Genomic DNA, 16813 nt, shown 5'->3' on the forward strand with positions numbered 1-16813 from the left:
CCAGCAAACCTTCTAGTTTCATATCTATGCCGCTAATTCCTGGTCTGGTGCACTGATTTCTTAATCTCGTACTCCATCGAAGCATACGCCGAACGAGTGAAGTGGAATGGTGCATTTCCCCACTTATGGTTCTCGTCAGCTACTGTGCCGTCGATCCTTGACACAGTAATCCCCAGCCTTTCTAGAACCACGTAATATCTACGGAACATCTCATTATACTGCGAGGCAGATAAACCACGTATCCGGCCAGTCTTCTTATTGTCTGAGCGATACTCGGCCCATTCCGGTGCCAAGACTAGGCATTTTTGCTTCAACCCCAGAAAATCCAAAAACTCAGTAAATAAAGCTGCAGCCCCCTGCCAACGCTGGAAGTGCTCGGCGGACCCGAAAGGAATCTTTCTGGCCTTTTTCAGATTTTGGGGCATGCCGTCCAGCCGCCTGAGTTCCGCGCTATTGGTAGCAATGCTCCCATCTGGAAACTCCCAAACCCCGGTCCGCTCAACGACCAAGTCCCAGACAAAAACATCAATACCGTTTTTCTTCGATATCTCGCGCATGAGGTTTCCCGACAAATCACTCTCTAACATGCGCTGCTGAAAAGAGCTTTTCAGTTTGAAATCAGGAATGTTGGATTTCGCGTCTGAGCCCACGGAAAGTAGAGACTGACGCGCCACATAGCGGAGCACCTTGAAGTCGGTGTGCTTCGCAAACTCAACAGTGTCCCGACTCACACACCCACCAAAAATAAAGGTACGGACAGGCGTGGCTTCTTCTTTGGAAGATGCCGGCTCAAAGTTTCCTAACTGCATACGATGATTCTAGACTATCCTCAGTGACAGCTTAGACCGTAACTACAGAGCAATCATCACAGTGGAGAAATTGTGGAATCACAATTGAACAACGACAGCGACAGTGCTCCCGAGGGAACCAACGCAAAACAAGAAAAGCCCAAGCGCGTTAAAAACGCTAGTTTCCGCAACTTGGAGCTCGTTGACGATTCCCAGTTATATAACCTACGGAGCCGAGATAACCTAGCGTCTTATACTCGTCGTCTTTTTGACCGCCGACATTTCATCTTGGCTTATGCACGCAGTAAATCGCTTAGCCGAGGTAGAAATATGTTCCTCGGACGCGCTTGGCTTATCCTTCAACCGATCCTAGACGTGGCAGTCTACGCTTTCATTTTCGGCTACGTTCTTCACGTATCTAGGGGAATGGACAATTTCATTGGCTTCCTAACAATCGGTGTAATTTACCTCAAATTCGCAACTGGCGGTTTGTCAGCTGGCACTTCCATCATCCGTGGATCAAAAGGGTTGATTAGCAGTTTTAACTTCCCCACAGCAGCCGTCCCTATTTCAACGACTATTAAGCAAATGATCGACCATGCAATCCCCGCCATGGTTGCGATAATAGGCGCACTTCTCTTTCAGCTCGATAAAGGAATTCCTTGGACCATCATTCTAGTGGTTCCCTTGTATTTCTTAATCCACTGCTTCTCGCTCGGTTGCATGTTCATTGTGGGACGAGCTACAGCATTCATCCCGGATCTAAAGTCAGTAGTGGGAATCATCAATCGAGGTCTCTTTTTCATCTCGGGTGTATTCTTCGATCTGAGCAAATTTGATAAAAATCCCCACATTCAAGAGATCATGCAAGCTAATCCCATTTACCAGTTTCTTACCGCCGTACGGCAACTGGTTTTGGACGGTGAGGTACCGCCCTTAGGCACTTGGCTGTATATTGCAGCTTGGTCATTCGGGGTATTGATTATTGGATACTTCTACTTTTGGCAAGCCGAGGAAAGGTACGCAGTTGTCAAATAACCCAACGGTTGTCGCTCGTAATCTCAAGAAGTCTTACTACCTTAATCGCTCCGGTTCTGAGCATGTTTTATCCAAAAAACTTTCGAAGCATACTGTGGAAGCAGTAAAAGACGTTAGCTTTGTAGCTTATTCTGGAGAATCGATCGGCATCCTGGGTAAAAACGGCTCAGGAAAGTCAACCCTTCTACGAATGATTGCTGGGTCATCAAAGCCCGATTCCGGCGACGTGTTTGTTTCCTCCCAGCCCACCTTGCTCGGCGTCGGGGCGGCTCTCCAATCGAATTTAAGCGGTCGCCAAAATATTAATTTAGGCCTCTTGGCAATGGGGCTAACCCCAGCGGAATCTTCGAAGCTAGTGGATCCGATTATCGATTGGGCGGATCTCCGGTCTGCAATCGATCGTCCCTTAAAGACTTATTCGTCGGGCATGAAATCTCGCCTGACTTTTGCGATCTCTACAGCAGTTCGACGCGAGCTACTACTAATTGACGAAGCCCTTTCCACCGGAGATTCCACGTTCAAAGCTAAGGCTAAGGATCGTATGGACGAGTTTCTCGCTGGATCCGGAACAGTCTTTCTCGTGTCTCATGGTGCTGCGACAATTCAAACTCACTGCACTCGTGCCATATGGCTGCACGAAGGCGACATGATTGCTGACGGAGATGCGGAAACCGTAACTACAACTTACCGTGTCTGGGGAAACAGAGTTAGTACAGGAAAACTTGAAGAAGCTGACCGCATCATCAAGCGGCAACGGAAGGCGTTTAAGCCGCACAAAATCCTACTGGATTCTGAAGCCGCAAAGTTTTTGACCCATTCATCTTCCCCTCAGTAGCTCTAAGTACAGACCCTCCAAGATGTGCGCATTCCGCTCCCATGATCGCTTCTTGGCCCATTCTTCAAGCTCCCGAGGATTCACGATGAGTTCCCCCTGCCGGACTAAATCAACTGATTTGGCCAGCGCGGAGGGGTTATCCGGTTCAACTTCAACCATTAATCCACCGGTGATTTCCTTTAACGCTGGTAGGTCAGTTCCGATTACCGGTACTCCGCAGGCCATCGCCTGTAGCGGCTTAAGCGGAGTGACTTTCCTACAAACTTCAACGTCTCGCCGCGGTACCACGAACACATCCAAGGCAGAGTACCAAAGGTGAATATCAGTAGCCGGCTGCTTACCAGTAAAGACAACCCGATCATTCAAATCAAGCTCATCGGCTAGGTCTTCAAGACCTGGTCGAGCCACTCCATCTCCTACGATAATGAGAGTTGCGTCTGGAATCTCCTTCATCGCAGCTATAGCAATGTCTAGCCCTTCGTAATCCACGACTGAGGTAATTGCACCGATTAAGAACTCGTCGCCTAGGCCCAATCGTTTCCGGGCGTGCGCTTTGTCAGTATGAGTTTTAAGCTGATCAGCTTCCAGAGCGTTCGGAACGACCTTGATTTTCGATTCTGGAACGCCTCGACGCGTTAGGTCCTCTTTCGACACCTCACTTAACGCTATTACTTGATTTGCAGCCATCATCGCCGCTGTTTCGGCCTGACGCGCTAATTCAAAAAACTCCGAGCTGCGGCGTTTTTCTGGGTCTGGAGACTGCGAAGCCCACGTGCTCTCGGGCTCGCCTCGGACCTCATAGATCCATGGGACGTCAAGTAGAGCGGCTGCGCGAGCCACCACGCGCGCGTTTGTGTACGGGGTGGTGGTGTGAAGTATGTTTACTTGCTTTTCCTTCGCGAGTCTTACTAGTTGGCGGACGGCCAGATCCTCCTGGCGAGTAATTGAAAACGGAGCAAATAAGGAGCCCAACACGAAATATTCGAGACCATCGTTGACAAAATATGGACCATGATGGAATCTACCGATATTCTCCGGATATCCGTAGCGCGTACAAGCAAACGCTTCTACTCCCCTTGCCCTTAAACTCTTGAATAGTGCTTTAGACCGAAGCGTGTATCCAGATTGGGTATAGGGCAATGCATTCGTGAAATGAAACAGTACCCGCGGGGCGGCTGCGCTACCGCTGCGTTCAACTGCTCCCTCAAAGCATTCAACTGACTGGAGTTGCAGAAGTTTCCCGCGGAGATATCTCTCAAACGAAAACGTCAATGGCCTAAGGAATCGCGCCTTTTTCAGCTGTTTTATCGCCCTACTCAATTCCCCGGCCTCGGCGGTCTCGTACCCGGGGCTCCTCATTGCCGAAAGTACAAAGTGCGCCCCCTTCACACATGCTCGGGCTACCTTGGACTCTGAGTTTAAGCGCACGAATTCAACCATTTGATTCGAAAATCGCACAGGATCCTGTACAAGTCCCACAACATTGATGGACCAAAATTTGATGACCGAGCGACCAATTCCAGCCGGCATGCTTATGACTCCATCTGCTTCAAGAACTTAGCAATCAAGCTGGGCACAACGTTGTTCCGTTCGTTCTCAACCCAATGTTTAGCTCTTTCGCTAGCCTTGAGAGACAATTCGCCCTGAGCTAAGGCACACCACAGGTTCGCTAGAGCTTCCGGCGACTCGGGAGGAACCGCATAACCGGCTTCCAAGGACTCGATCAACCTGACCGATTCCCCGGCTACAACACCTGTTATTGGCACCCCGTACTCCATAAGCTCGAACAGTTTAGAGGGAACAGTTCTTTCTAATGGCTTCCAATCAGTTAAATGGACAAGCGCGGTATCTGCCCAGTCGTAATAGTCTGAGATGGAGTCAGCTGACTTCCGCTTAATGAAAGTTGCGGGAACTTTTCTTTGCTTTGCATAATCTTTTACTGACAAGCGAGCATCTCCTGCGCCCACGAACTTTAGCTCAATCGGCACTCCACGCTCCGCCGCGATCACCGCTGCATCAATCACGTTTTGAAGTCGTTGGGCGCGACCTATAGTGCCGGCATACAGCACCTTTAGAGGTCCTTCCCCTGAGCCTGGAGCCTTCTTCTGCCCCAATCCCTCTCGGGGAAAAACATTCCGGATAGTAACCATATTGTTCAGAAGTTTTGAGTTCTTCCGCAGCTGAGGTCGATTCTGAAAATCTAATTTCAAATCTTCTGCCGTAAAAATGACACCTTGGGCTTTCCCCAAGACGTAGTAGAGAGTCCTGGCAACCGCAAAACTAACGAACTGAATCGGCCCTCTGCTCAAGATTTTATGCTTTAGCGAAGCACTCTTGATCCCCTTATTCCACTCACTCGAATAGGCTAAGAGGTCGGGCCAGGCGTCTCTTAAGTCGATAGCCAATTTCGCCCTTGAGATTTTCGCAGCTACAAAGGCGACCACGGCGGTTGGCAAAGCCGGCACTGTACCTATAACCAATTCAGGCTTCCAAGATTTCCGAAAGCCAAACTCTACTAGTACTGCATAGAGAGACCCCAGAGCGATGCCTGCTTGACCGATTGCACGCTGTATCAATGAGCCACCGCACGGGATAAACCCACTCCGGATGACTAAATCTACGGCGTCATTCTTTTCTTCTTCTGTTCGAGGACGGAAAAGAGATGCGCTCCACCAGTGCTTAATAGAGGCCCGTCGAACAGAAGCCGGCGGAGGAGCAATGACTCTAATCTCGTGGCCTTGAGACTTTAGAATGCTAGCGATCCATTCCCAGCGACGCTGCGGCACGTTACTTTCTGGCGACCAATACTGCGAAATGATGAGGATCCGCAATTTTCTCTCTTTCGTTAGTACTAAATCCGTCGCTCTCAAGCCTCAATAGCGTACTGAGCCACTATTTCCAGCTTACTGGTTCCCATAGAACTAGTCTTCTTACCCACCATTTTTGCACAGGAACCCCCGTGAGTGGAGTCCTGACCCATTTCTGACGCGTTCCCGCTACATAAGGACAACGAATTCAGTCATTTTACCGCCGTGTGCTGGCAATTTGTTGAAATCGCATGAACCCTATATAGTTATTCCTCGTTGCACAGAGAACACAGAGTTCGACGTACAGCATGTATTCCTCCATAGCTCAGTTGGCAGAGCATTCGACTGTTAATCGAAGGGTCACTGGTTCGAGCCCAGTTGGAGGAGCAAGTAGCCTAGTGGAGTTATCCACTAGGCTGTTCTTCATAGTTGGTCAAGCCGCTGCAACCCTACCAGGATCAGCGTTAAGCAATATTTAATATGCCCACCTCGAAAGCTTCCCAACCTTCTCCAGTTATATAAGCTATACACTGTAGACGAGGTCGAATACAGCTCGGTCCCGCCCCATAGCTTTTACCTAATTGTTCCAAATAGGCAATTTTAGCCAGACGACTGGCCATTTCTACCACGTCTCCACCTCAGCTTTTGGAGAACTCGGGACTACGTACTATCGATCGAGCCAAGTAGTATACTTCAGTAGATTGTTTAGCCTGCTTCTCCTTAGGAACCACCTCACACCTTATGCTCACCCGCCGCGATAATTTCTCTCCTCATCACAAATTCGATTCGTTGCTTGACTTCTACTCATCCTTCCCCCCCCTTGAAGGGGTTTCCACGATTCGGTACGGCCAAGGAGAGCTCGATATTAAAGTGGTGAACCGCGGTTCAGACACAACTCTCGTCTTATTCCACGCAGCTATCTACCGGCGCAAAGTTAAACACTACCCACTCTTTTCTGGGCAACGGATCACTCGCCATCTGAATGCTAATCTCATATTCGTCTCCGATCCGTCTCTTGCCCTCGGGTTAGATCTAGGATGGTTTGCCGGTAACCGAACTCAGTGGTTGCAAGCTGATCTTCCCGGTATATTGCGGCATGTCTCCTATTCGTTTGGATGGGACCAGAAGATGATATTTTTTGGTGCTTCCGGCGGAGGTTTCGCGTCCCTCTATTATTCTTGGCATTTCCCCGGTTCTACAGCCATTACCGTGAATCCCCAGACGAATATAGCCGAATACACCTCTAGCCCGGTCGAAGCTTACGCCAATGTTGCCTGGGACGTTGCCGACATTGAATCTTCACCAATCACTTTTGATTTGAGGTCTTTATACTCTCATGGCTTTCCCAACCGCGTTATCTTCCTCCAAAATGCCTTCGATGGACTACACAGAGACCGCCACCTCGCACCGTGGTTACGGGCGACCCCCGAACCCGATAACAACATGTGGTTATTAATGGGGCGCTGGGGGCGCGGTCACACACCTCCTGATTCTGCTCTTCTGAAGCAGGTCTTAGAAGCCTCTATCTCCCCGTCTACGTCCTCGTTGGAAGAGCTGGGGTTCGAACAAGCGCCGCCCAGAAATAGGCCTAAGACTTGGTACCAAGCTCTGAAACAAGCCGGCTCGGCTTCGTAGCGGTCTAAGGCACCGTAACCCGGGAAATAGAATCATCAAGTGCCAGTTTGGCTGCCTTTCGTTCCGGCAATCCAGTACTCTAAGCCCCGAATTTGGGCAACCTGTTCTTAGGTAGATTCAACTGGCTGGAAGCCTAAGTGCTATCGGGCTGGCGATGCCACTAGGCGGTTTTACTACTAGGCCTAAGCGTTGTATTAAGAATGCTGCTGATTCTCAGTCCTGTCAGAGGTGACGCGAAAACCGCAGGCCGTGACTAGCGGTTTGCGGCAGCCGAAAGGTGTTAACTCCAAGAGGTACTCACCTAGATTGAGCTGAGCCGAGCCTGCATAAATCTATGCAGGCGTTCTTGTTAGCGTTTTCGATGTTGAGAAATGAAGTCGGCACCGTCTTGGCCACAAGGGCAACTCGAGCTAGATCCACCGATTTTCTGTAAATCTTGGCTACGGTGCCGGAGAATTCTTCGAAGTGGGAGTGGGCTTACAGGTGCGCTAGAAAGACATTTAGGCTTCTAATAGGCTGCTATCTCACGCGGCCAACTACTGGTGCAGAGGCTTTCACGCTTATCGTCGGCGCGTGGAAGTGAGTAGTCAACGCTATCTACAGCGCCCCATGAGGTTATTAGTTGTGTGGGTTTTCCTTCCACACGAAAAGTGCTCCCTGCACTATTCAGATGCGGCCCAGTCCAGTCAACGAGAGACTGTCAGGGCCAACAATTGTATAGCTACCCGCCATAGCGGCGTCCCACATGCACCTCTACGCCGCCGAAGAGGCTGTAGCAATTGACGTTGATTTCTGGAGCGTCTACCGGGAGGTCATTCGGATGGATGGCGCCGTTCTCTACCTTGAGGTCATGTCCGCCAAAAAGGCCTACGCCGCTGACGTGGACGCGGAAGCCTTCGGGAATATAGACATCGACGCCACCAAAGACGCCCGCCGCGTTGATGGTGGTAGTACGACTGTGCAGGGCGACGCCCGTGAGATCAATATCCACTCCGCCGAAAAAGCCCAGGGCTGTCAGGGAACGAGCTACTGCCCCACCGCTGACAGTGGACCCGCCGAAAATCCCCACCGCAAGGGAGCGGGTCTCCTGCACGCTCGGCTGCACCTGGCGGATAGCCTGCTCCACCTTGGCGATGGCTTTGGATTCTTGCTGGCCCGCATAGGGCTTTGCGATTTTTCGTTCCTGCCCAAAAAGGAGAACTTCTGGGTTCTCTACAAGGTCAGCCAGCGGCTCGATGAGCTCAGCGCGGGTCGTTGCATCGACGCACGCAGCCGAGCGCTTTTCAAAATCATCGAGGTCTATCTGCCCTGCCGAAAGCGCATCTCCTAAAATGTCTGCGGCTTTCATACGCTCTTGGTGGTTACAACGGATTTCCAGCGGTTTCATACTTTTATAATATCCGCTATAGCCACCATGCGCGCGGCTTATTCCTCGCCTTGGGGCCCCTTAGAGGAATCGGCCTCCGGCAGAAAATCTTCTACGCGCTCGCCTACCCCGGTCAACTCTGCGATAGCCGCAATAGCGCGCTGCGCGCCCTTGCCGTCACCATAAGGATTGACGGCGTTGGCCATGGCGTCGAATGCGGCGGCGTCGGAAAGCAAAAGCTTTGCCTCTGCCACAATGAGCTCGCGATTAGTGCCCACCAGCTTAACCGTGCCGGCAACGACGGCTTCGGGGCGCTCGGTGTTTTGGCGCATGACTAGCACCGGCTTGCCCAATGCTGGTGCCTCCTCCTGGACTCCGCCGGAGTCAGTCAGGATGATGGTGGCACGGTTTTGTAGCTGCGTGAACTGGTCATAAGGCAGCGGATCCGTGATGATGATATTTGGCAGGTGCTCGACCTCCGGCAGTACCGCTTGGCGCACCTTTGGGTTTAGGTGCAGCGGCAATGCGAAGTTAATCTCCGGGTAGGCTTCTGCCAAGTCCTTAACTGCCCCACCAATTTCCTTCATCGCCTCAAGGTTCTCGCGGCGGTGGGTGGTGACTACGACAAGCCGCTTATCGGACTCGGCGGCTTCCTGCAGGGCAGGGTCCGCGAACTTCGTATCCCACGATGCTGCTTCCAGCAGAGCGTCAATGACGGTATTACCGGTGACCACGATGTCCTTGGAGCGCACGTTCTCGCGACGCAGGTTCTCCATCGAGCCTGCGGTTGGGGCCAGGTGCAGTTCGGCTACCTGACCAATGAGCTTACGGTTAGCTTCTTCTGGGAACGGCGAGTGGATATCGCCGGTACGCAAACCGGCTTCAAGGTGAACGATCTTTACCCCACGATGGAAACCGGCCAGCGCTGCGGCCATGGCAGTAGAGGTATCACCCTGAGAGATAATGACATCCGGCTGTTCTTCTTCAATGATGGAATCCAGACCCGCAATCGCGCGGGACACAATCTCATTGAGCCCCTGGCCCGGCTTCATCAGGCCCAGATCGTGCTTCGGGGTGATGGCGAACATGGAATTGACCTGCTCCAGCATCTCTTTGTGCTGGCCGGTAGAGACCGGGATGGATTCAAAGCGCTCATCATTATCCAGCCCCTTGATGACCGGTGCCACCTTGATAGCCTCTGGTCGGGTGCCATAGATGGTCATTACCTTGGGCTTAGTCATTTTTCTTTTCCTTTAGAGTGATCGAGATTCTTCATATATTGAACCATGAACGGGAGACCTATACCCCCGCGCAGGTTGTAGAACCTGCTAGCCGCTAACGTTCACGCCGCCGTCTGGGGCGATGGTCACCTTGGCTGCCATGGCGCGGGCTAGATCGAGGCGTTGCCACGAGCCTCCCTCCGCTTGCCAATCCAATGGGTTGCCAGCTGGGCGGGCAGTCTGGCGGAGCACCTCGGCGCGCTGCTCCCAGGTCAGTTCTGGATGGGACGCTGCTAGCAGCACTGGAGCGGCCTGCGGGACGACCATCGGGGCGTCGGTGCGGTAGCGCGGGGCAAAGTCATAGTCCAGGAACTTGGAATATTGCTCTACCGCATCCGCTGTGGACCGATAGTCGGTGCCCTCTTCCCTATCCTGGGCCACCAGTTCTTCTACCGTCTTGCCGGTGCGCCACTTGATTTCTTGGCGCACTTCCATCGAGGCTTCCCATAGGGCATGGCGCATGCGCTTATCGTTGAGGCGATCTGCCGCAGCGGCCTGGCCGGTCATGCGCCCACCAATGACATCCAGCGGGTAGTGCACGCCAAGGACCACGCGGTGGTTGCCGGCCTCAGCGCCGCGCAGCATGAGCTGTGGGCCCACCTCTGGCAGCATGAAGGACATCAGCGTGGTGATCCACGTTGCCTGATTGGTGTGGCCCGAGGGAAAAGCTGGCGAGGTGGGATAAAGATCTTTGGAACCGTCGTCATAGCGCTTAATCGCCTGCGGCGCGCGCTGGTACGGGCGCTGATAGTTGAAGTAGTACTTCTCCGACATGGTGGAATTAGCTAGCCCGCCTGCACGAGCGGCGTACCCATTGCCTAGGAGGTATTCGGTCTTGGGCAGGCGGTGCTCGGCCAAGGCGGCGCGGAAGGCATCGCCTAGATTCTTGCCCATGGCATCAGACACCGCGTTGAGCACGCTGGTGGAGCTGGCCTTGGCATCGGCCTGCGCGCGGCGGATCAAAGCGGGGTCACCGGCTGCGGCGTTATTAATGGCCACGGCCTTGTCCATATTTTCCTGGCGGATTTCTGGCTGGGCCTTGATGTGATCAAAAAGCTGGACTACCTGCCAGTAGTTGCCAAATTGATAAGACGAGACATCGGATTCAAAGCCCGCGATATAGTCCGTGCTAAACGGCTCTGGAACCGGGGCACCTGGGTGCTGGACTGGGGCTGCGCCGGTGGACTGCTGGGTGACAGGCTCACGCAGCTGGGGCACGGCTACGGGAAGGGCTGTGGCCGACGGTGCGAGGGATATAGTCAGCCCAGTAGCCGCGCACAGGGCGAGCCCACGGACTGCGGGGCGAAGATTATTCCGATAGTTCAACGTAGAAACCTTTTACTAGCATCAAATTCCCACGAATAATATCTAGCTAAAGTTAAGGGGAAGTGAACGCGACGCTAAACTCGCATGCACAATCGTGGATTGGCGGGTAGACCTTTGCGGTCACCACTCAGCACTCTTCAGGCCAATTGAGGCCTTGGTGCGCCGCGGCGGTATCCGGTTGGTGGCCGGAGGATTCCGCAGAAATGCTCGCGGTAAAAAGCGCGGCCAGCGCCACTGCTGAAGCCGCCGCCGAATCCCTGCGCTTGTTATTTTCCACACATTTAAACTAGCGCGTATTGCGCGCCATGAAAAGTGCTAGTCCAATGCGGGGCTAGCGTCACCCCTCACTCGTAGCTGGCGGCGCGCGGCAAGGCTTCGCGGTAGGCTAGTGGGGAACTTTTACTCGCATAGAAATAAGGGGACACGCTAGATAATGATCCAATTCGTCTTCGGCGCCGCAGCAGGATACGTTTTTGGCACTAAGGCTGGCCGCAAGCGCTACCACCAGATCAAGGGCGCCTACGAAAAGGCCGTCAACTCCCCCGTGACTAAGTCTGCCGTCACCTCGGCGCGCAAGGCAGTAGCCAACCGCTTGGATCCGGAACCGCGTATGCGCGAGGTTCGCGATCTATCTTCCAAGCGCAAGGGCAAGGGCCGGCTGCGCGGATCGCAGGTGGATAATGCGGACCGCATTTATGAGCCCGATGAGGACTAGGCCGGTAGCAAGCTAACCTTTAGGCCTCTCCCCTCCCCGCGGCACGCACTTTATTTGAGCTCGTGTCGAGGGGAGATTTTTATGCTTGGGGAGGCGTGCCGCGGAAGGCGCGGTCATTAAGCTCGCGGCGGGCCTGCTCGAGGGCAACGAGGTCGGCGAAGAGCGAGTTATAGCTGGCCTCATCATCGGAGGGACGCATGCGGCCGAGGCGGGCCTTGAGCTGGGCTATCTGATCGCCCACCACGGTCTCTTGCAGGCGGGAAAGTACGGAGTCGGCGTATTTTTCGGGGCCGACGTCGGTAGGCAGGATTGCTTCCACGGCGAGCTCGGAGACGAAATTGCGGCCGGTGAGGTCCTGCATCTCGCCGGCTACTGCGGCAATCCATTCCACGGCGGGCATGGACGCACCCTGGGCGGCGCCGCCGGCGGTGGAAATTGCCTGGCGGACGAGGCGGTAGGCGTCGTTAGTATAGGCGTCGGCAGTAATGCCATCGAAGTACGAGCCCGCCACCTGCGGCATCTGCAAGGCCAGCTTGAGGGCCTCGCGCTGTGGCCACAGGTGGGTTTCCTTGGGGCTCGGCGGATGGATCATCGGCACGTCCTGCTGCGCCGGCTGCTGCTTCGCGTTGTCGAAGCGGCGGATGGTGGGCTTTTCGGCCTTCTTGGGCTTGCGCGCCTCCGCGCGGACCTGCTGGAGGACCTCCTCCGGATTGGCCCAACCCACCCAACCGGCGAGGCGGCGGGCGTACTCGCGCTGGAGGGGCTGATCGCGGATCTGCGCCACCACGGGGACTGCGCGGCGCAGGGCCTGCAGGCGCCCCTCCGCGGTATCGATGCGGTACTCCGCGATGACGGATTGGATGACGAACTCGAACATGGGGATTCGGTCCGCGATGAGCTCGCGCACTGCGGCATCGCCCTTCTGTAAACGCAGATCGCACGGGTCCATGCCGTCAGGCGCCACGGAGACGAAGGACTGGCCGGTGAATTTCTGCTCACCGTCAAAAGCGCGCATGGCGGCCTTCTGCCCTGCCTCATCGCCGTCGAAGGTATAGATGAGCTCGCCGTTGAAGTAGGAATCATCCAGCATCAGTCGGCGCAGCACCTGGAGGTGCTCCCCGCCAAAGGCGGTGCCGCACGATGCCACTGCGGTCTTCACACCGGCGGCGTACATGGCCATGACGTCCGTATAGCCCTCGACCACCACTGCCTGGTGGTTATCGGCAATATTGCGCTTGGCCAAGTCGAGGCCGAAGAGCACCTTGGACTTGCGATAGAGCATGGTCTCGGGGGTGTTCATGTACTTGCCGAGCTTGTCATCGTCGAAAAGCTTGCGCGCGCCAAAGCCAATGACGTTGCCGGAGAGGTCCTTGATGGGCCACAGCAGGCGGCGGTGGAAGCGGTCAATGGGACCACGCTTGCCCATCTTGGAAATGCCGGCCGCCTCCAGCTCCTCGAAGGAAAAGCCCAATCGCAGCAGGTGCTTGGTGGCGGTATCCCAGCCCTCCGGCGCATAGCCGCACTCGAAGTCATAGATAACCTCGCGGGAAAAGCCGCGATCCAGCAAGAAGTCCCGGGCGGTAGCGGCCTGCGGGGTTTCCAATTGCTGACGGTAGAACTCATGCGCGGCCTTATTCGCGGCGATGAGGCGCTGGCGGGTACCAGGCTTCTCGTTGCGCGCTCCCGTGGAACCGCCCTGGTAGTTAATGTGGTAGCCAATCTTCTGCGCTACCGCTTCCACTGCCTCTGGGAAGGAGACCTGCTCCATTTCCATCAGGAAGCTAAAGACATCGCCGCCCTTGCCGGTGGAGAAACAGTGATAGTAGCCGCGCTGCGGGCGCACGTGGAAGGACGGGGTCTTCTCATCCTTGAAGGGGCTCAGGCCCTTGAGCGAATCGTGTCCGGCGGGCTTGAGCTGGACGTACTCGCCCACGATCTCTTCTAAAGGCGCGCGTTCACGGATAGCTTGAATATCGCTGTCCGGAATTCTGCCTTTTGCCATGCGTACAGACTACCCCGCGCGCGGCGAGAATGTTCAAATGGCTGGGCCAGGATGGTGTGGTGCCTGTGGGTTCACGGTTTGGGCGGAAATTACCCTCTGATGGGGTGTCTTCCACCTACCTTTACCTACCCCCGTGACGGGGGAATTTTTGGCCTTGTTGGGAGCGTCGGCCGATTTCGGTATTCACCGCTGCACCTGCAAGAATAAGGGTATGCCCAAGTCCCAAGCGTCCAAGAAATCGCTCCCAGTAGCCCTCGGCGGCCTTGCGCTTGCCGTCGTTGCAGGCTACTTCGGCTTCGACCTCGGCGGCGATGGTGATTCCTCTGCTTCTTCCGCCTCCTCTCCGTCCGAGTCCGCAGGAGGCGCTAAGGCTGGCGACGCCGATACCTGCGAGATGTCCTCCCTCCCCGCCGAGGCGAAGGACACCGCGGACGATATCTTGGCCGGTGGCCCCTATGACTACCCGGATAATGACAATGCCCGCTTTGGCAACTACGAGGGACGCCTGCCGCAACAGGACAAGAATTACTACCGCGAATACACGGTAGAAACACCTGGCAGCAAGAACCGCGGTGCCCGCCGCATCATCACCGGCGGCGGCAGCGAGACCGACCCGGACGTGTGGTACTACACCGATGACCACTATGAAAGCTTCTGTTCTATCCCAGACGCGGAGGAGTAATAATGCAACGCATCCTCATTACTGAACACATCCGCACCCGCGCGGACTTCTTCAACGCGCTTGGCCGCACTCGCGGCTGCGAGGACTGCGGGCCCCGCAACCTCGATGACCTCGCAGACTTCCTGCGCGAGCAGCGCACCAGCGTCATCATTGCCTCCCACATGGAAATCGCGGACGAGGAACTGGAGGGCGTTGCCACCGTTTTGGAGGATCAGGGCGTGAAGTTGGTGCGCTAGCGACTCGGGCCCCTGGACTGGGGCTGGGGGCGTTAGGTCCATAGATATCAGGCCGAATTGAGGGTTGTGAGCTCTCAATTCGGCCTTTTCGCGCTCAGATCGGCCCGATGAGTTTCGCCCTAACTCTAGCGCGGTGGTGGGTAAGCCAGGTTTAGCTGAGGAACCCAGACAGCTCCGCACTCCGGCGGGCCAGGCGCTCGAGGCGGGACTCGGTCATGGAGGCAATCTGGTCGATGATGGCGCGGTCGCGGGCGGCGTCGGTATCGGCTTGTTCCCACCACAGCCGGAAGGTGGCATCGAGGGAGCCGGGGGTGCCGGCTACCAGGTAGTCGTAGACGCGGTAGATGCGCTCGCGCTGGCGGTCTTGGCGTGCGAGGTGGGCGGGCTCGTCCATGACGTAGAGGACGGCGATGGTTTTGAGCAGCTTTACTTCGGCTTCGGCTTGCTTGGGCACGATGAGGTTGCCGTGCATGCGGCCAAGGCTATTGGAGGCGATGAGATCGGCATTGGCCTCGCTGGTGGCGCCAACGGTCGCGCCCACGTAGCGGCCGACGAGCTCCGAGGTCATCTTCTTCAGGTTGGCGTAGTCGCACAAGGAATAGTCAAAGTCACCGATAGCGTTGATGACACTTAAGTTGCGCAGGCTATCGGCTGCTTCCAGGAGCTCATCGGCGGTGCCGCCGAAGGCCTTGGCGCCCTTTTCTGCTAGTTGGGCGAGCTCAACTAGATCCCAGAGGACATTAAGGGAGATGCGCCGGGAGATGATGCCATCTTCCACGTCGTGCACGGAGTAGGCGATGTCATCGGACCAGTCCATGACCTGGGCCTCGATGCACTTGCGGTTATCGGTATGGCCCTCGCGCAGCCAGTCCAAAAGGTGCGCGTCTTCGTCGTAGGCGCCGTACTTGCGGTTGGTGGTGCCATCCGGGTTGGTCTTGGTCCAGGGGTATTTGCAGGCGCCGTCGAGGGCCGCGCGGGTGAGGTTGAGGCCAAAGCTTTGGGGTTCGCCGCGGGCATCGTCCACGATGACTTTGGGCTCCAAGCGGGTGAGGATACGCAGGGTTTGGGCGTTGCCTTCGAAGCCGTTGAGAGCCACCTCATTGAGCGCATTCTCGCCGTTGTGGCCATAGGGCGGGTGGCCGATGTCATGGGTCAGGCCGGCCATATCGCAGAGATCGGGATCGAGGCCGAGCCCGGAGCCGATGCTGCGTGCGATTTGGCCGACCTCCAGGGAGTGGGTCAGCCTGGTGCGCGGGGTATCGCCGTCGCGCGGGCCGACGACCTGCGTTTTATCCGCTAGTCGGCGCAGCGCCGCCGAGTGCAGCACGCGGGCACGATCGCGGGCAAAGACCCCACGGTGTTCCTCCACGGGGTGGAAGGCTGAGCCCTTCGGCTTTTCATCGGCCAGGCGGGCAAAGTCGGCGACGGAATAAGAATAGGACACGGCCTCAAGTTTATTCCGCGAACAGGCCTTTTGGGTGAGCAACGTGGCCTAATCTCGGTCGTCTTCCTGCTGAATCGTCTGATGCCGCAGCTTCTGATTGGGCCGCAGCACCTGCTCCACGCGGTAGAATCCATTGCGCAGTGCTGCGGCACCGCGAGCGGGAAGCAGGCCGGCCACTAACGCATAGGCCACGCCACCAGTTTCGTGGGCAAGGTAGCGCCACCAGGGCTTAGAAAAGCGCGCGGCCGGGTAGTACGGCGTGCCGGAGACGGTGGCCGTGATGCCCTCTTGGCGGGCGATGAGGGCGGCGCGCAGGCGGTGGAGGGGATCGGTGATGATGGTGGCGTCGGAAAGCGCGAAGGCTTCCTTGACCGCGCTGAGGGAGCTGCGGGTATCCATGCCCTCCTCCACCGCGTGCACGGTCAGGTGCGGGAAGTGCTCGCGCAGGTAGGTGCGGCCGACGCCGGCCTCCGTAAACCTATCCCCGGGCAGCTTGCCGCCCACGGTAATGACCTCCAACCCCTCGGCCGTGGCGAGCTCACCGGCGTGGCGCAGGCGGCCGGCCAGGATGCGGGAGGGGCGGCCATCGTATTGGGCGGTTCCTAAAACAATTGCGTACTTCACTGCCCCACCACACTACCTGCCGGAGAGCTAAGTTA

At 56.0% G+C, this 16813-nt stretch carries 16 protein-coding genes and 1 tRNA gene; 7 read left to right on the plus strand and 10 right to left on the minus strand.

Going from position 1 to position 16813, the window contains the following annotated elements:
- Nucleotides 1-32 precede the first annotated feature (32 nt).
- Nucleotides 33-809 (minus strand): DUF6270 domain-containing protein, encoded by a 777-nt coding sequence (locus MHY22_RS06800; protein WP_239194322.1) that lies wholly within the window; start codon nt 807-809, stop codon nt 33-35.
- 72 nt (nt 810-881) lie between these two features.
- On the opposite strand from MHY22_RS06800, the gene MHY22_RS06805 reads away from it, so the two are divergent.
- Nucleotides 882-1826, plus strand: a complete 945-nt coding sequence (locus MHY22_RS06805) for an ABC transporter permease (protein WP_239194323.1) — start codon at nt 882-884, stop codon at nt 1824-1826.
- Nucleotides 1816-2661 carry an ABC transporter ATP-binding protein gene (locus MHY22_RS06810; RefSeq protein ID WP_218840688.1) on the plus strand — a complete coding sequence of 282 codons (846 nt, stop codon included), beginning with the start codon at nt 1816-1818 and terminating at the stop codon, nt 2659-2661. The genes MHY22_RS06805 and MHY22_RS06810 overlap by 11 nt, the downstream gene beginning before the upstream one ends.
- Here the strand turns inward: MHY22_RS06810 and MHY22_RS06815 are convergent.
- Both MHY22_RS06815 and MHY22_RS06820 read right to left on the minus strand, forming a co-directional pair.
- The gene (locus tag MHY22_RS06815; RefSeq protein ID WP_239278659.1) at nt 2644-4050 is read right to left on the minus strand and encodes a glycosyltransferase family 4 protein; all 1407 of its coding nucleotides are present in this window, start codon (nt 4048-4050) and stop codon (nt 2644-2646) included. The genes MHY22_RS06810 and MHY22_RS06815 overlap by 18 nt on opposite strands.
- Before the next feature lie 143 nt (nt 4051-4193).
- On the minus strand, nt 4194-5531 hold the full coding sequence (locus MHY22_RS06820; RefSeq protein ID WP_239278660.1) for a glycosyltransferase family 4 protein: 1338 nt from the start codon (nt 5529-5531) through the stop codon (nt 4194-4196).
- Nucleotides 5532-5782: 251 nt separating this feature from the next.
- On the opposite strand from MHY22_RS06820, the gene MHY22_RS06825 reads away from it, so the two are divergent.
- Nucleotides 5783-5855 (plus strand) — tRNA-Asn (locus tag MHY22_RS06825).
- A gap of 354 nt (nt 5856-6209) precedes the next feature.
- Nucleotides 6210-7103, plus strand: coding sequence for a hypothetical protein (locus MHY22_RS06830; RefSeq protein ID WP_239278661.1), 894 nt, complete (start codon nt 6210-6212; stop codon nt 7101-7103).
- 721 nt (nt 7104-7824) lie between these two features.
- Here the strand turns inward: MHY22_RS06830 and MHY22_RS06835 are convergent.
- The 4 genes from MHY22_RS06835 to MHY22_RS06850 all read right to left on the minus strand — a co-directional run bounded on the left by MHY22_RS06835 (nt 7825) and on the right by MHY22_RS06850 (nt 11352).
- Nucleotides 7825-8490 carry a DUF1707 domain-containing protein gene (locus tag MHY22_RS06835; protein ID WP_239278662.1) on the minus strand — a complete coding sequence of 222 codons (666 nt, stop codon included), beginning with the start codon at nt 8488-8490 and terminating at the stop codon, nt 7825-7827.
- 38 nt (nt 8491-8528) lie between these two features.
- Nucleotides 8529-9710 (minus strand): non-hydrolyzing UDP-N-acetylglucosamine 2-epimerase, encoded by a 1182-nt coding sequence (wecB, locus tag MHY22_RS06840; protein WP_239278663.1) that lies wholly within the window; start codon nt 9708-9710, stop codon nt 8529-8531.
- A gap of 87 nt (nt 9711-9797) precedes the next feature.
- On the minus strand, nt 9798-11012 hold the full coding sequence (locus MHY22_RS06845) for a phosphatase PAP2 family protein (protein WP_370658842.1): 1215 nt from the start codon (nt 11010-11012) through the stop codon (nt 9798-9800).
- A gap of 190 nt (nt 11013-11202) precedes the next feature.
- On the minus strand, nt 11203-11352 hold the full coding sequence (locus MHY22_RS06850) for a hypothetical protein (protein ID WP_239278665.1): 150 nt from the start codon (nt 11350-11352) through the stop codon (nt 11203-11205).
- 156 nt (nt 11353-11508) lie between these two features.
- On the opposite strand from MHY22_RS06850, the gene MHY22_RS06855 reads away from it, so the two are divergent.
- Entirely contained in the window at nt 11509-11790 is a 282-nt protein-coding gene (locus MHY22_RS06855; protein WP_005324241.1) for a hypothetical protein, read from the plus strand.
- A gap of 79 nt (nt 11791-11869) precedes the next feature.
- Here MHY22_RS06855 and dnaG read toward each other — a convergent pair whose 3' ends face one another.
- Nucleotides 11870-13792, minus strand: coding sequence for a DNA primase (gene dnaG, locus MHY22_RS06860; protein WP_239278666.1), 1923 nt, complete (start codon nt 13790-13792; stop codon nt 11870-11872).
- A gap of 211 nt (nt 13793-14003) precedes the next feature.
- Between dnaG and MHY22_RS06865 the strand changes: the two genes are divergently transcribed.
- Nucleotides 14004-14474 (plus strand): ribonuclease domain-containing protein, encoded by a 471-nt coding sequence (locus MHY22_RS06865; protein ID WP_239278712.1) that lies wholly within the window; start codon nt 14004-14006, stop codon nt 14472-14474.
- A 2-nt stretch (nt 14475-14476) separates the two neighbouring features.
- Nucleotides 14477-14710 (plus strand): barstar family protein, encoded by a 234-nt coding sequence (locus MHY22_RS06870; protein WP_239278667.1) that lies wholly within the window; start codon nt 14477-14479, stop codon nt 14708-14710.
- Between the two features lie 151 nt (nt 14711-14861).
- On the opposite strand, the gene MHY22_RS06875 is transcribed toward MHY22_RS06870, so the two are convergent.
- Both MHY22_RS06875 and MHY22_RS06880 read right to left on the minus strand, forming a co-directional pair.
- Nucleotides 14862-16154, minus strand: coding sequence for a deoxyguanosinetriphosphate triphosphohydrolase (locus MHY22_RS06875; RefSeq protein ID WP_239278668.1), 1293 nt, complete (start codon nt 16152-16154; stop codon nt 14862-14864).
- A 48-nt stretch (nt 16155-16202) separates the two neighbouring features.
- The gene (locus MHY22_RS06880; protein WP_239278670.1) at nt 16203-16778 is read right to left on the minus strand and encodes a YdcF family protein; all 576 of its coding nucleotides are present in this window, start codon (nt 16776-16778) and stop codon (nt 16203-16205) included.
- Nucleotides 16779-16813 lie beyond the last annotated feature (35 nt).

This window comes from Corynebacterium sp. ACRPO, from assembly GCF_022347205.1.
Taxonomy (GTDB): domain Bacteria; phylum Actinomycetota; class Actinomycetes; order Mycobacteriales; family Mycobacteriaceae; genus Corynebacterium.